Below are 13,310 nucleotides of genomic sequence, written 5' to 3'. Positions count from 1 at the left end.
ATTACGCAAGTCGGTTGCTACGAATTAGCGATGTGACGCCGCTCACTAAGGCCCCCCTTGTCGCAGCACTCAGTCCGATCTATCGTGCTGATGTATCGAGTCGATACATCAGCTCGGTACATCGACCCGGTACACCGGTCGGCAGAAGGCCACGCGAGAGCACTCGGAGAAGGAGGAGGCGAGGTTGAGCAGACGCTCAGGCATCCTCGAGTTCGCCGTCCTCGGACTGCTCCGCGAGTCCCCGATGCACGGTTACGAGCTGCGCAAGCGCCTCAACACCTCACTGGGGATCTTCCGCGCCTTCAGCTACGGAACCCTCTACCCCTGCCTCAAGACGCTGGTCGCCACCGGCTGGTTGATCGAGGAGCCGGGGAACGCTCCGCCAGACCTTCCGTCCGGCACCGGACGAGCGGTCGCCCCCGCCTCCTCACTGGCGGGACGCCGCGCCAAGATCGTCTACCGGTTGACGGCAGAAGGTAAGGAGCACTTCGAGGAACTGCTCTCGCACACCGGCCCCGACTCCTGGGAGGACGAGCACTTCGCTGCTCGTTTCGCCTTCTTCGGACAGACGGAGCACGAGGTGCGGATGCGGGTGCTGGAAGGCCGCCGCAGCCGGCTGGAGGAGCGTCTCGAGAAGATGAGCGCCTCTCTGGCCCGCACCCGCGAGCGTCTCGACGACTACACACTTGAGCTGCAGCGACACGGCATGGAGTCCGTGGAGCGCGAAGTGCGCTGGCTGAACGAGCTCATCGAGAGCGAGCGGTCGGGACGGGATCAGCGACGATCCTCGCCCGAGGGCTCAGCTCAGCAGAACACCGCAGGAGAGCCGGACGGCCTGCCCCGGCGGGGTAACAACCCGCCGGATCCGTCCGACGACACCGGCAAGTGAGGACCTCGCACCTCCGCGGGGCCTCATCAGGAACATCCATTACACACAGGGAGCAACCGGAATGGGTTCGGTTCGCGTAGCCATCGTCGGCGTGGGCAACTGCGCCGCCTCGCTGGTCCAGGGCGTCGAGTACTACAAGGACGCCGATCCGGCCGGCAAGGTGCCCGGCCTGATGCACGTCCAGTTCGGCGAGTACCACGTGCGGGACGTCGAGTTCGTCGCCGCCTTCGACGTCGACGCGAAGAAGGTCGGCCTCGACCTCTCGGACGCCATCGGCGCGAGCGAGAACAACACCATCAAGCTCTGCGACGTGCCGAACGCCGGCGTCACCGTCCAGCGCGGCCACACCCACGACGGTCTGGGCAAGTACTACCGCCAGACCATCGAGGAGTCCACCGAGGCCCCGGTCGACATCGTCCAGATCCTCAAGGACCGCAAGGTCGACGTCCTCGTCTGCTACCTCCCGGTCGGCTCCGAGGTCGCTGCGAAGTTCTACGCGCAGTGCGCCATCGACGCCAAGGTCGCGTTCGTCAACGCCCTCCCGGTCTTCATCGCCGGCACCAAGGAGTGGGCGGACAAGTTCACCGAGGCCGGTGTCCCGATCGTCGGCGACGACATCAAGTCGCAGGTCGGCGCCACCATCACGCACCGCGTGATGGCCAAGCTGTTCGAGGACCGGGGCGTCGTCCTGGACCGCACGATGCAGCTGAACGTCGGCGGCAACATGGACTTCAAGAACATGCTCGAGCGTGAGCGCCTGGAGTCCAAGAAGATCTCGAAGACGCAGGCCGTCACCTCGCAGATCCGTGACCGCGAGCTCGGTGCGGACAACGTCCACATCGGCCCGTCGGACTACGTGGCGTGGCTGGACGACCGCAAGTGGGCGTACGTGCGCCTCGAGGGCCGCGCGTTCGGTGACGTTCCGCTGAACCTGGAGTACAAGCTCGAGGTATGGGACTCCCCGAACTCGGCCGGTGTCATCATCGACGCCGTCCGCGCCGCGAAGATCGCCAAGGACCGCGGCATCGGCGGCCCGATCCTCTCCGCGTCCTCGTACTTCATGAAGTCCCCGCCGGTTCAGTACTTCGACGACGAGGCCCGCGAGAACGTCGAGAAGTTCATCCGCGGTGAGGTCTCCAACTGACCCACCTGACAGGGTGCGTCGGCGCGGTGCGGTGAGGAGCGGCAACGCTCCTGTGCCCCCGCATCGTTGAGGGTCCCCGGGCAATCCGCCCGGGGACCCTCAACGTATGTGACCCTTACTCCCATGCCCGTCGTGCGTGACCTGCGCATACTCCTGCGCCTACGGAACTTCCGCCGCCTGCTGGCCGTGCGGATCCTGTCCCAGTCGGCCGACGGCGTCTATCAGGTGGCCCTCGCGGCGCATGTCGTCTTCTCCCCGGAGAAGCAGGCGTCCGCCGGCGCCATCGCCTCCGCGATGGCCGTGCTCCTGCTGCCCTACTCCCTCATCGGCCCGTTCGCCGGTGTCCTGCTGGACCGCTGGCCCCGTCGGCAGGTCTTCCTCTACGGCAACCTGCTGCGCGCCGGACTCGCCTGCTGCACCGCGCTCCTGATCCTCGGCTCCGCTCCCGACTGGCTCTTCTACGCCTCGGCCCTCTGTGTCACCGCCGTCAACCGCTTCGTCCTGGCCGGCCTCTCCGCCGCGCTGCCACGCGTCGTCGACCGAGAGCTGCTGGTGCTGGCCAACTCGCTGTCACCGACGGCGGGCACCCTCGCCGCCACGGCGGGCGGCGGTCTCGCCTTCGCCGTCCGGCTGCTCCTCGCGGACTCCGACGCCGCCGTGGTGCTCCTGGGCGCAGTGCTCTACCTCACCTCCGCGGTGGCCTCCCTGAGCCTTGCTTCCGGCCTGCTGGGACCGGACCGGAGCGAGAGCCGCCTCCGCCTGCGGACCGCTCTGGCCATCACCGCACGCGGCCTCAGCCGTGGGATCCGCCATCTGGCGGAGCGAAGGAACGCCGCCCGGGCGCTGGCCGCCATGACGGTGATCCGCTTCTGTTACGGGGCACTGACCGTCATGGTCCTGATGCTGTGCCGGTACGCCTGGAGCGACAGTGATTCCGACGGGCTGGCGCTCCTGGGCCTGGCGGTCGGGGTGTCCGGTGCGGGATTCTTCGCGGCAGCCGTACTGACTCCGTGGGCCGCGGGACGACTGGGCAGGTTCCGCTGGATGGTGGTGTGCGCCGGGGGGGCCGCCCTGCTCGTGCCGGCCCTGGGCCTCTGGTTCACGCCCGTACCGATGCTCGTCGCGGCATTCGTCCTGGGACTGGTCACTCAGGGAGCGAAGATCGCGACGGACACCGTGGTGCAGACGGGGGTGGACGACTCGTTCCGCGGCAGGATCTTCTCGCTCTACGACGTGCTGTTCAACGTGGCCTTCGTGTGCGCCGCCGCGGCCGCCGCGCTCCTCCTGCCCCCCGACGGGAAATCGGCGACGGTCGTCATCGGCGTAGCCCTGCTCTACGCCCTCGTGGCGGGGATGCTGGCGCGATGGGCCAGGACCGACTGACGGCGCTGTTTCACGTGAAACAGCGCCGTCGGCACATCCGCTGCCGGTGATGTTTCACGTGAAACATGACCGGCGGCCCTGCGGGCGGAGTGATCCGCAGGGGCTCAGCCCTGCGTGGCCCACCACTTCCTGAGCTCGGCCACGGCCGCGTCATGCTCCATCGGCCCGTTCTCCAGGCGGAGTTCGAGCAGGAACGCGTACGCCTTGCCGATGACCGGCCCCGGTCCGACGTCCAGGATCCGCATGATCTCGTTGCCGTCCAGGTCCGGTCGGATCGAATCCAGTTCCTCCTGGTCCTGCAACTGGGCGATGCGCTCCTCCAGCCCGTCGTAGGTCCGCGACAGGGCGCCGGCCTTCCGCTTGTTCCGGGTGGTGCAGTCCGAGCGGGTCAGCTTGTGCAGCCGCTCCAGCAGGGGCCCCGCGTCGCGCACATAGCGGCGGACCGCCGAGTCGGTCCACTCCCCGTCGCCGTATCCGTGGAAGCGCAGATGCAGCTCCACCAGCTTCGCGACGTCCTTGACCATGTCGTTGGAGTACTTGAGCTCGGTCATCCGCTTCTTGGCCATCTTCGCGCCGACCACCTCGTGGTGGTGGAACGAGACCCGCCCGTCCTTCTCGAACCGCCGGGTCCTCGGCTTGCCGATGTCATGGAGGAGGGCAGCGAGGCGCAGGACGAGGTCCGGGCCGTCCTCCTCCAGATCGATCGCCTGCTCCAGGACGGTCAGCGAGTGCTCGTACACATCCTTGTGACGGTGATGCTCGTCACTTTCCAGCCGGAGCGCGGGGAGCTCGGGAAGGACCTGCTCGGCCAGTCCCGTGTCGACGAGGAGCGCCAGCCCCTTGCGGGGATGCGAGGAGAGCAGGAGCTTGTTGAGCTCCTCCCTCACCCTCTCGGCGGAGACGATCTCGATCCGGGCCGCCATCTCCGTCATCGCGGTGACGACGTCCGGAGCCACCTCGAAGTCCAGCTGTGCGGCGAAACGCGCGGCACGCAACATGCGCAGGGGGTCGTCGGAGAACGACTCCTCAGGCGTTCCAGGGGTGCGCAGCACTCGTTCCGCCAGGTCCGCGAGGCCACCGTGCGGATCGACGAACTCCTTCTGCGGCAGCGCGACAGCCATCGCGTTCACCGTGAAATCACGGCGGACGAGGTCGTCCTCGATGGAGTCACCGTAGGAAACCTCGGGCTTCCGCGACGTCCTGTCGTACGCCTCGGACCGGTATGTGGTGACTTCGATCTGGTAGCCGTCCTTCTGGGCGCCCACCGTGCCGAAGGCGATCCCCACCTCCCACACCGAGTCCGCCCAGGGCCTGACGATCTTCAGTACGTCCTCGGGACGCGCGTCGGTCGTGAAGTCCAGGTCGTTCCCCAGCCGGCCGAGGAGCGCGTCCCGGACCGAGCCGCCGACCAGGGCAAGACTGAATCCGGCGTCCTGGAATCGGCGGGCGAGGTCGTCGGCGACCGGGGACACCCGCAGCAGTTCGCTGACTGCGCGGAGCTGCACCTGGGTCAGGGCGCTGGCGTTGTCTTCATTGGGGTTCGGCACAACTGAAAAGGGTACGTGCCCGCGCCGGGCCGGGCGTCATGGTTTCCGCCCGCCCTGCGAGACTCTCCCGATCATGTGACGCACTCCCCGGCACTTGGCAACGGCGCACCTCGTTACCATGCGGGGACGCAGCAACGGATGACGAGTGACAGCAGCTGACGACGACGAGGGACGGATACGCGTGGCCGAGGCGGCAGACATCCAGGGGATGAGTCCCTCTCCTGCCCGCCGGTGGCTGCGGCACACAGCCGTCGCGCTCGCCGGGATTCCGCTCCTCGCCGCCGTGCTGGCGGGGGTGAGCGCCCCGCAGGCCCAGGCGGGTGAGGTGGGCAAGGCCCCGTCGGGGTCCAGCACCGTCGCGGTATCCCTCGACACCCTGACGCCGAGCGCCCCGGTGAAGGGGGACACGCTCACCGTCTCCGGCACCCTGACCAACAAGGGCAAGGGAGCCGTCACCGACGCGGAGCTCGATCTGCGGGTGGGCGGGCAGCTCTACGGCAGGACCTCGATCGACGCGGCCGCCCGGCGCACCGAGTACGTCCCCGGGACCGATCCCTATCCGGGCGGGGGCAAAAACACGGTCAAGATCGCCAAGCTTCCCTCGGGCGTCAGCCAGGACTTCACCCTGTCGGTGCCCGTCAGCAAACTGGACCTCGGCGACGACGGGGTCTACCAGCTGAACGTCTCGTTGTCGGGACGGACGGCTCGCGCTCCGTACGACCAGGTGCTCGGCATCAAGCGGACGTTCCTGCCCTGGCAGAACAAGGACAGTGACTCCAAGACCGGGATCAGCTACCTCTGGCCGCTGATCGCACCCGCGCACCTCACGGCGGAGACCGGCTCCGACGAGCAGCAGACCCCGGTCTTCGCCGATGACGACCTGGCCACCGAGATCGCACCGGGCGGCCGGCTCGAACGGATGGTGGCGCTCGGCAGCCAACTGCCCGTGACCTGGGTCATCGACCCCGATCTGCTCGCCAGTGTCGACGCCATGACCAAGAGCTACCGCGTCAAGTCGGGCGACACGACGGTCGCCGGTACGAACCAGGCCGTGGCCAAGAAGTGGCTCAGCTCCCTCGAAGGGGCCGTGGCCGACCACAAGGTCGTGGCGCTGCCCTTCGGGGACCCGGACCTGGCCTCCATCGCACACCGCGGCAAGAACGTGTCGGGGACGCTCAGCCATCTCCAGACGGCCAGTGAGGTCGCCGGGGTGACCGTGGAGACCATCCTCCACCTGAAGCCGTCGACCGACTTCGCCTGGCCCGTCGACGGTGCGGTCGACCCGTCCATCGTGGATGTCGCCACCTCGACCGGCGCCCACAACGTGATCGCCCGCAGTGACAGCCTTCAGGAGACCGGCGGCCTGTCCTACACGCCGACCGCCGCCCGGCCCATCGGCGGCGGCACCACAGCGGTGGTCTCCGACGCCCGGCTCTCCACGGCCTTCCAGGGCGACATGGCGAAGGCCGGGAACTCGACGCTCGCCGTGCAGAAGTTCCTCGCCCTCACGCTCGCCCTGTCCGAGCAGGACACGGACAAGGACCGAACCATCGTCGTGGCGCCCCAGCGCATGCCGACCATCGCCCAGGCCCAGTCGATGGCCCGGGCCCTTCACACCCTCGACGACGGACGCTGGACGCAGTCCCGGACGCTGCTCCAGGCGGCGGCGGCGAAACCCGACGCGGACGCGACCACCGCGGTGCCCCGGACGTCCCAGTACCCGAAGAAGCTGCGCAGCCAGGAGCTGCCCACCCAGGCCTTCCAGGACATCAAGTCCACCCAGGCCTCCCTCGACGACTTCCAGGTGATCCTCACCCAGCCCGAGCGGGTGGTGACCCCCTTCGGCAACGCGGTCAACCGGTCGATGTCGACCTCGTGGCGCGGCAAGCCCCTGCGGGCGCAGCAGTACCGGGACTCGGTGCGCACCTATCTGCAGGGCCTCATCAACGAGGTCCAGCTCATCTCGAAGTCGGATGTCACCCTGTCCGGCCGTAGCGCCACCATTCCCGTGACGGTGCAGAACAGACTGCTCCAGGACGTCGATCACCTGGTGCTGCGGCTGAAGTCGGAGAACGCGACGCGTCTCGAGCTGAACGACGGCGGCGCCATGGCGGAGCAGCCGATCCGGATCGGCGCGGGCCACAGCCAGTCCGTGAAGTTCGACGCCGCGGCCAACATCAACGGCCAGGTGCAGATGACCGCGCAGCTCTACACGGAGGACGGCCGGCCCTACGGCGCGGAGATGGCCTTCACCGTGAAGGTGTCCGAGCTCACTCCGACCGTACTGCTCGTGATCGCCGGCGGACTTCTGCTGCTGGTCCTCGCCGGCATCCGGATGTATGCACATCGCAAGCGTGCCAACGCGGGCGGCGCGGCGGGCGACGACGGCAGTGAACCCGAGCAGCCGAGTGACCCGGCACCGGACACCGGTCCCGAAAGCGCGGAGCCGTCGGGCACGGGTGAGAAAGTGGACCGTTGAGCGATGTCTGTCGTGGCCGGTCGGCCGGGGACGATGAGGTGGGGTTTCGATGAACGCGCCGTACGACGGTGACCGCGGTCAGGGTACGGGCGGAGCTGGGTCTTCCGGCGGACCACCCACGCCCCCTGGGCCGGAGCAGGTGCCACCGGCCCCGGACCCGTATCTACAGGCCGCGTACGACTACGACCCCTACCGGTCGCAGGACCTCTCGGCCCAGGACCCGGTGAGCGAGGCGCTGTACGACCGCGCCGCGCACCCACCGCCGCCCCCCGGCTACTACGAGCAGCCGCAACCGCTCTACCAGCAGCCGCCGGCCGCCCCGTACGCACCCGACCCCCGGATCTGGGCGCAGACCCCGCCCCCCGAGCCGGACGGGCCGTCGCGCCTCCTGCCGTACGGGGACGACGCGGCGACCACGCAGTTCGTGGGCGTGGACGACCTCGTCACCCAGGCGTCGACGAACCACGAGGAGCCGGACGCGTTCGCCCACCTCTTCCGGGACCAGGAGGGCCCGGCGGGGCCCCCGGTCCCGGACCGGTCCGAGCCGGCCCCGGCTCCCACGCCGCCGAAGTCCGGCGGCGGGCGGGCGTCCGGTCTGCTGAAGTCCAGCGCGGTCATGGCCGCCGGCACCCTCGTCTCGCGGCTCACCGGCTTCGTCCGCAGCCTGGTGATCACCGCGGCGCTCGGCGCCGCCCTGCTCGGCGACAGCTTCACCATCGCGTACACGCTGCCGACGATGATCTACATCCTCACCGTGGGCGGCGGCCTCAACTCCGTCTTCGTGCCTCAGCTCGTCCGCTCGATGAAGGACGACGAGGACGGCGGCGAGGCCTATGCGAACCGGCTGCTGACCCTGGTGATGGTCGCGCTGGGCCTGATCGTCGCCCTCGCGGTCTTCGCGGCGCCCTTCCTCATCCGTCTGATGTCGTCGACGATCTCCAACGACCCCGCGGCCAACAACGTGGCCACCACGTTCGCCCGGTACTGCCTGCCCACCATCTTCTTCATGGGCGTGCACGTCGTCATGGGCCAGATCCTCAACGCCCGCGGGAAGTTCGGCGCGATGATGTGGACCCCGGTCCTCAACAACATCGTCATGATCTTCACGTTCGGCATGTTCATCTGGGTGTACGGCACCTCGCACGAGTCCCACATGGGCGTCCAGACGATTCCGCCGGAGGGCGTCCGGCTGCTGGGCATCGGCACCCTGCTCGGCCTGGTCGTCCAGGCGCTGGCCATGATCCCGTACCTGCGCGAGGCCGGGTTCCGCTTCCGTCCGCGCTTCGACTGGAGGGGCCACGGCCTCGGCAAGACGGTCAAGCTGGCCAAGTGGACGGTGCTGTTCGTCTTCGCCAACCAGGCCGGTGTGCTGGTCGTCACCCAGCTCGCGACCTCCGCCGGCAAGGCGTCCGGCCAGAACGGTGCGGGCTTCCTCGCCTACTCCAACGCGCAGCTGATCTGGGGCATGCCGCAGGCGATCATCACCGTCTCGGTCATGGCCGCCCTGCTGCCGCGTATCTCCCGGGCCGCGCACGACAACGACCCGGGTGCGGTCCGCGACGACATCTCGCAGGGCCTGCGCAACTCGGCCGTGGCCATCGTGCCGGTCGCGTTCGCGTTCCTCGCCCTCGGCGTGCCGATGTGCACCCTGCTCTACGCCTCCAGCGGCCCTGAGGCCGCCCGGTCCATGGGGTTCATCCTGATGGCCTTCGGCCTCGGTCTGATCCCCTACTCCGTGCAGTACGTGGTGCTGCGCGGGTTCTACGCGTACGAGGACACCCGGACGCCCTTCTACAACACGGTCATCGTCGCCCTGGTCAACGCGGCCGCCTCAGCCGTCTGCTACGTCGTGCTGCCCGCCCAGTGGGCCGTGGTCGGCATGGCAGCCTCGTACGGGCTCGCCTACGCCGTCGGCGTCGGTATCGCCTGGCGACGGCTGCGCAACCGCCTGGGCGGCGATCTGGACGGCTCCCGCGTCCTGCGTACGTACGCCCGGCTGTGCCTCGCCGCGATCCCTGCCGCGTTGATCGCCGGTGGGGTGGGGTTCGCCCTTCTCCGCGCGCTCGGCGACGGCGCCGGCGGCTCGCTCCTGGCCCTGCTGTGCGGTGGGATCGTGCTGCTGGGAGTCTTCGTCGTAGCGGCGAAGCGGATGCGGATCGAAGAGATCAACGGCATGGTCGGCATGATCAGGGGAAGGCTCGGCCGCTGAGGATCACCGGCCCGCACAACCATCACCGGTCCCCGCGTGTCGTGCATGGTGCCGGAGTGTGGGCACAATTGGCGTGACTGTGCGGGGCTGGCTGGCATCGCCCAACGGATGGGGAGGCAGGAACGACGGTGGCGGAACGTAGCACGGCTGCCGTCGACGTGGCCGACAACAGTGGCGAAGAGCCGCTGGCCGCGAAGGCGGACGAGGCCACGAGCGACGGCACAGCAGAAGATCAGGATTCGACGGGCACCGGCCCCCAGGACGCGGAGAGCGAGCCGAGCAGCCCCGAGACCGATGTGTCGACCCCCGACCTGCACAGCGGTCACAAGCTTGCCGGGCGCTACCGGCTCGAGGAGTGCGTCACCCGACTGGACGGGTTCAGCAGCTGGCGTGCTGTCGACGAGAAACTGCGCCGCGCGGTGGGCGTCCATCTCCTGCCCGCCGACCACCCGCGGGCCCGCTCCGTGCTGGCCGCGGCCCGCTCCTCCGCCCTGCTCGGCGACCCCCGCTTCGTGCAGGTCCTCGACGCGGTGGAGGAGAACGACCTCGTCTACGTCGTCCACGAGTGGCTTCCGGACGCCACCGAGCTGACCGCTCTCCTGGGCGCGGGGCCGATGGAAGCTCACGACGCCTACCAGCTCGTGAGCCAGATCTCCCAGGCCATGGCGGCCGCCCACCGCGAAGGGCTGGCCCATCTGCGGCTCACGCCCGGCGCGGTGCTGCGCAGTTCCTCGGGGCAGTACCGCATCCGTGGCCTCGCGGTGAACGCCGCGCTGCGGGGCATCACCTCCGACGGGCCGCAGCGCGCCGACACCGAGGCGATCGGCGCCCTTCTGTACGCCGCGCTGACCCAGCGCTGGCCATACGAGAGCGACGCCTACGGTCTCACCGGGCTGCCCAAGGGCGTGGGACTGATCGCACCCGATCAGGTGCGGGCCGGAGTCCACCGCGGGCTCTCCGAGATCGCCATGCGGGCCCTCGCCAACGACGGAGCCACGGCCTCCCGTCAGGAACAGCCGTGCACCACCCCGGACGAGCTCGCCAAGGCCGTCGCGGCGATGCCCCGCATCCGCCCGCCCGAGCCCACGTTCACCGCACCGCCCGAATACCAGCGGACCACGTACCAGCAGGGCACCTACGGGCGCCCGGCCGGACCCGCCCCCGGCGTCCCCCAGCCCCTGGTCGCCGCGCCTCCCGCCCCGCTCCAGAGCCGCACCGGGAAGGCCCTCAAGTGGGCGGTGTCCGCGCTGCTCATCGCCGCCCTGGGCCTCGGCAGCTGGCAGCTGGCGGAGACGCTCCTCGACCGCGACAACAATTCCAACGACCCGGGCACCACCCAGAGCAACCCGCAGAACGGTGACCAGCCCAAGCCGAAACCGGCCGTGGCGCTGCCGATCGCGGATGCCGCGGAGTTCACGCCCAGCGGATCGGGCATCAGCCAGGACGAGGCGCCGAACACCGTCGACGGCAAGCCGGGCACGTCGTGGATCACCCCGCGCTACCAGGGGTTCCCGAACTTCGGCAACATCCCGAAGCGCGCGGACGGCAGCGGGATAGTCGTAGACCTGGGCAGCGTCAAGGACGTCTCCGGCATCAACGTCACCCTGTACCGCAGCGGGCAGAAGGCGGAGATCCTGGCGGCCGACGAGAGCGCCTCCACGCCCTCGTCCCTCTCGGACTTCCCGCAGCGCCTCACCCAGCTGGGAACGGCGGGAAGCGATCTCAAGGAAACGCTCGCCAAACCGGTGCGGACCCGCTACCTCCTGATCCACATCACGGAACTCCCGCTGGACGACACCGGGAGCGGGTATCGCGGAGGAATCTCGGAGATCTCCGTTCTCGGCTGAACGGCCCTCCCCCTGCCCACCTGAACCGTGATAGACAGACGGACCTTGATTCGGATCAGGAGGGAGGGGGAGGTGGCCGCCGAGCCGTCCGACCAACTCAGCGACTCAGACCTCCTCGCCCGCCATGTGGCCGGCGAACCGGACGCCTTCGGTGAGATCGTGCGACGCCATCGCGACCGGCTGTGGGCCGTCGCGCTGCGGACCCTGGGCGACCGGGAGGAAGCGGCCGATGCCGTACAGGACGCCCTCGTGTCCGCCTTCCGCGCCGCCCACACTTTCCGTGGCCAGTCCGCCGTGACCACGTGGCTGCACCGCATTACGGTCAACGCCTGCCTGGACCGGGTCCGCAAGGCCGCCTCCCGGAAGACCGCGCCGGTCGACGACCCGGCGCGGCTCGACCAGCTCATGGAACCCCACGAGTCCGCCGAGGCGCCTGCCGAGCGTCAGGACCTTCAGCGCGAACTGCTCGCGGCCCTGGCCACCCTCCCCGCCGAACAACGCGCCGCCCTCGTCCTCGTCGACATGCAGGGATACCCGGTGGCCGAGGCGGCCGAGGTCCTCGATGTTCCCGTCGGCACCGTGAAGAGCCGCTGCGCGCGGGCACGCGCCAAGCTGGCCCCTCAGCTCACCCATCTCCGCGGCGGAGGCGCCGCCGACGAGGGCCCGGGGGCGAAGGGGAACCGGACGCCCAGAGCATCCGTCCCACCGGCGGCGGGGCCCAGAGACACGGGCACGAACGATCCAGCGGCAGCGAAGGGCGGAGGTGGACGCACCCCATGACATCGACGACCGACACGACCCAGCACCCGGACGTCTCGGAGATCTCCGATCTCACCGAAGGCCTGCTCTCCCCTTCCCGCACCGCGGACGTCCAGCGACACCTGGCCGGCTGTGATCTCTGTGCCGACGTCCGTACGTCGCTGGAGGAGATCCGCGGTCTTCTCGGCGCTCTGCCCGCTCCGGAGCCCATGCCATCCGACGTCGCGGATCGCATCGACGCCGCGCTCGCCGAGGAAGCCCGTTCCGCCCCCGTGGCGCACGAGGCGACCGATGTTTCACGTGAAACCGATGCTGCTGTGACGTCCCCGGAGCAGGTCGGCCGCCCCGCCGGTCACTCACGGGCTGCCACGGGCCCCGGTCGTCGCCCTGCGCGGCGGCGCAGGCGCACAGCAGTCCTCGGCGCCGCCCTCGGAGCCGCCGTGGTCGGTGTGAGCGTCCTCCTGCTGCAGAACGTCCCGTCGTCCCAGAGCAGCTCCGACAGCGCTATGGACCGGGGAGCCGCCTCGAAGGCCGCCCCCGACACGTTCTCGCAGTCCACCCTGGAAGACCGGGTCCACAGCCTCCTGGGCTCCCGCACGGATGCGGCCAGCCCTCAGGACTCAAGCGGCGAAGAGCAGGATCCGTCCGCTGACACGAAGTCCTCGCCGGAGTCTCTGTCCTCCGGATCCGCCTCGCCGCAGGCCCCGCTCCGCGCTCCCGTCGTCGCCGTCCCCTCCTGCATCGAGCAGGGCATCGGGCGCGACACGGCCGCCCTGGCCATGGAACGGGGCACCTTCGAAGGTGCCGACGCGTTCCTCGTCGTCCTCCCGCACCCCACGGACACCACCAGCGTCCAGGCCTACGTCGTCGACGCGGCGTGTGTCGGTGCGGAGCCCGCGGCCAAGGGGAAGCTCCTGCTGACGCACGCCTACGCACGCCCCTGAGAATCGCGCCGGATGCGGCCCCGGCACGTCGGGAATGCAAGCCCCGTAGGATCCGTTGGGTGGGGTGAGAGTCGTAGAACCGGCCCCCAGTAGGCGTGGACAGTAGGCA

The 13,310-nt window shown here is 69.5% G+C and carries 9 protein-coding genes; 8 read left to right on the top strand and 1 reads right to left on the bottom strand.

Going from position 1 to position 13,310, the window contains the following annotated elements; genetic code table 11:
- Nucleotides 1-184 precede the first annotated feature (184 nt).
- From ABZ454_RS01735 to ABZ454_RS01725, 3 genes are all read left to right on the top strand, one after another.
- Entirely contained in the window at nucleotides 185-889 is a 705-nt protein-coding gene (locus ABZ454_RS01735; RefSeq protein ID WP_359535616.1) for a PadR family transcriptional regulator, read from the top strand.
- A 61-nt stretch (nucleotides 890-950) separates the two neighbouring features.
- Entirely contained in the window at nucleotides 951-2,033 is a 1,083-nt protein-coding gene (locus ABZ454_RS01730; protein ID WP_356321036.1) for an inositol-3-phosphate synthase, read from the top strand.
- A gap of 123 nt (nucleotides 2,034-2,156) precedes the next feature.
- Complete coding sequence (locus tag ABZ454_RS01725; RefSeq protein WP_359535613.1) at nucleotides 2,157-3,416, top strand: MFS transporter; 1,260 nt, start codon at nucleotides 2,157-2,159, stop codon at nucleotides 3,414-3,416.
- Between the two features lie 104 nt (nucleotides 3,417-3,520).
- Here the strand turns inward: ABZ454_RS01725 and ABZ454_RS01720 are convergent, their stop codons facing one another.
- A complete protein-coding gene (locus ABZ454_RS01720; RefSeq protein ID WP_359535611.1) occupies nucleotides 3,521-4,963 on the bottom strand; it encodes a CCA tRNA nucleotidyltransferase in 1,443 nt (480 codons plus the stop codon).
- 181 nt (nucleotides 4,964-5,144) lie between these two features.
- Between ABZ454_RS01720 and ABZ454_RS01715 the strand changes: the two genes are divergently transcribed.
- The 5 genes from ABZ454_RS01715 (at nucleotide 5,145) to ABZ454_RS01695 (ending at nucleotide 13,201) form a co-directional block, all read left to right on the top strand.
- A complete protein-coding gene (locus tag ABZ454_RS01715; RefSeq protein ID WP_359535742.1) occupies nucleotides 5,145-7,442 on the top strand; it encodes a DUF6049 family protein in 2,298 nt (765 codons plus the stop codon).
- Between the two features lie 49 nt (nucleotides 7,443-7,491).
- Entirely contained in the window at nucleotides 7,492-9,651 is a 2,160-nt protein-coding gene (gene murJ, locus ABZ454_RS01710; RefSeq protein ID WP_359535609.1) for a murein biosynthesis integral membrane protein MurJ, read from the top strand.
- A 128-nt stretch (nucleotides 9,652-9,779) separates the two neighbouring features.
- On the top strand, nucleotides 9,780-11,498 hold the full coding sequence (locus tag ABZ454_RS01705) for a protein kinase family protein (protein WP_359535607.1): 1,719 nt from the start codon (nucleotides 9,780-9,782) through the stop codon (nucleotides 11,496-11,498).
- Between the two features lie 72 nt (nucleotides 11,499-11,570).
- Nucleotides 11,571-12,278: an RNA polymerase sigma factor SigM gene (gene sigM, locus ABZ454_RS01700; protein WP_359535605.1), complete on the top strand. Its 708-nt coding sequence runs from the start codon at nucleotides 11,571-11,573 to the stop codon at nucleotides 12,276-12,278.
- Nucleotides 12,275-13,201 (top strand): hypothetical protein, encoded by a 927-nt coding sequence (locus tag ABZ454_RS01695; RefSeq protein ID WP_359535603.1) that lies wholly within the window; start codon nucleotides 12,275-12,277, stop codon nucleotides 13,199-13,201. Before sigM ends, ABZ454_RS01695 begins: the two co-directional genes overlap by 4 nt.
- Nucleotides 13,202-13,310: the final 109 nt, after the last annotated feature.

Origin of the sequence: Streptomyces sp. NPDC005803 (assembly GCF_040630435.1) — a bacterium.
GTDB lineage: Bacteria > Actinomycetota > Actinomycetes > Streptomycetales > Streptomycetaceae > Streptomyces.
This window is presented reverse-complemented; position numbering and strand designations above follow the sequence as displayed.

What these genes read in the sequence shown, in the direction of transcription:
- ABZ454_RS01730 (WP_356321036.1), top strand. Translation starts at nt 951, where the DNA reads ATGGGTTCGGTTCGCGTAGCCATCGTCGGCGTGGGCAACTGCGCCGCC.
- ABZ454_RS01695 (WP_359535603.1), top strand. Translation starts at nt 12,275, where the DNA reads ATGACATCGACGACCGACACGACCCAGCACCCGGACGTCTCGGAGATC.
- murJ (WP_359535609.1), top strand. Translation starts at nt 7,492, where the DNA reads ATGAACGCGCCGTACGACGGTGACCGCGGTCAGGGTACGGGCGGAGCT.
- ABZ454_RS01725 (WP_359535613.1), top strand. Translation starts at nt 2,157, where the DNA reads ATGCCCGTCGTGCGTGACCTGCGCATACTCCTGCGCCTACGGAACTTC.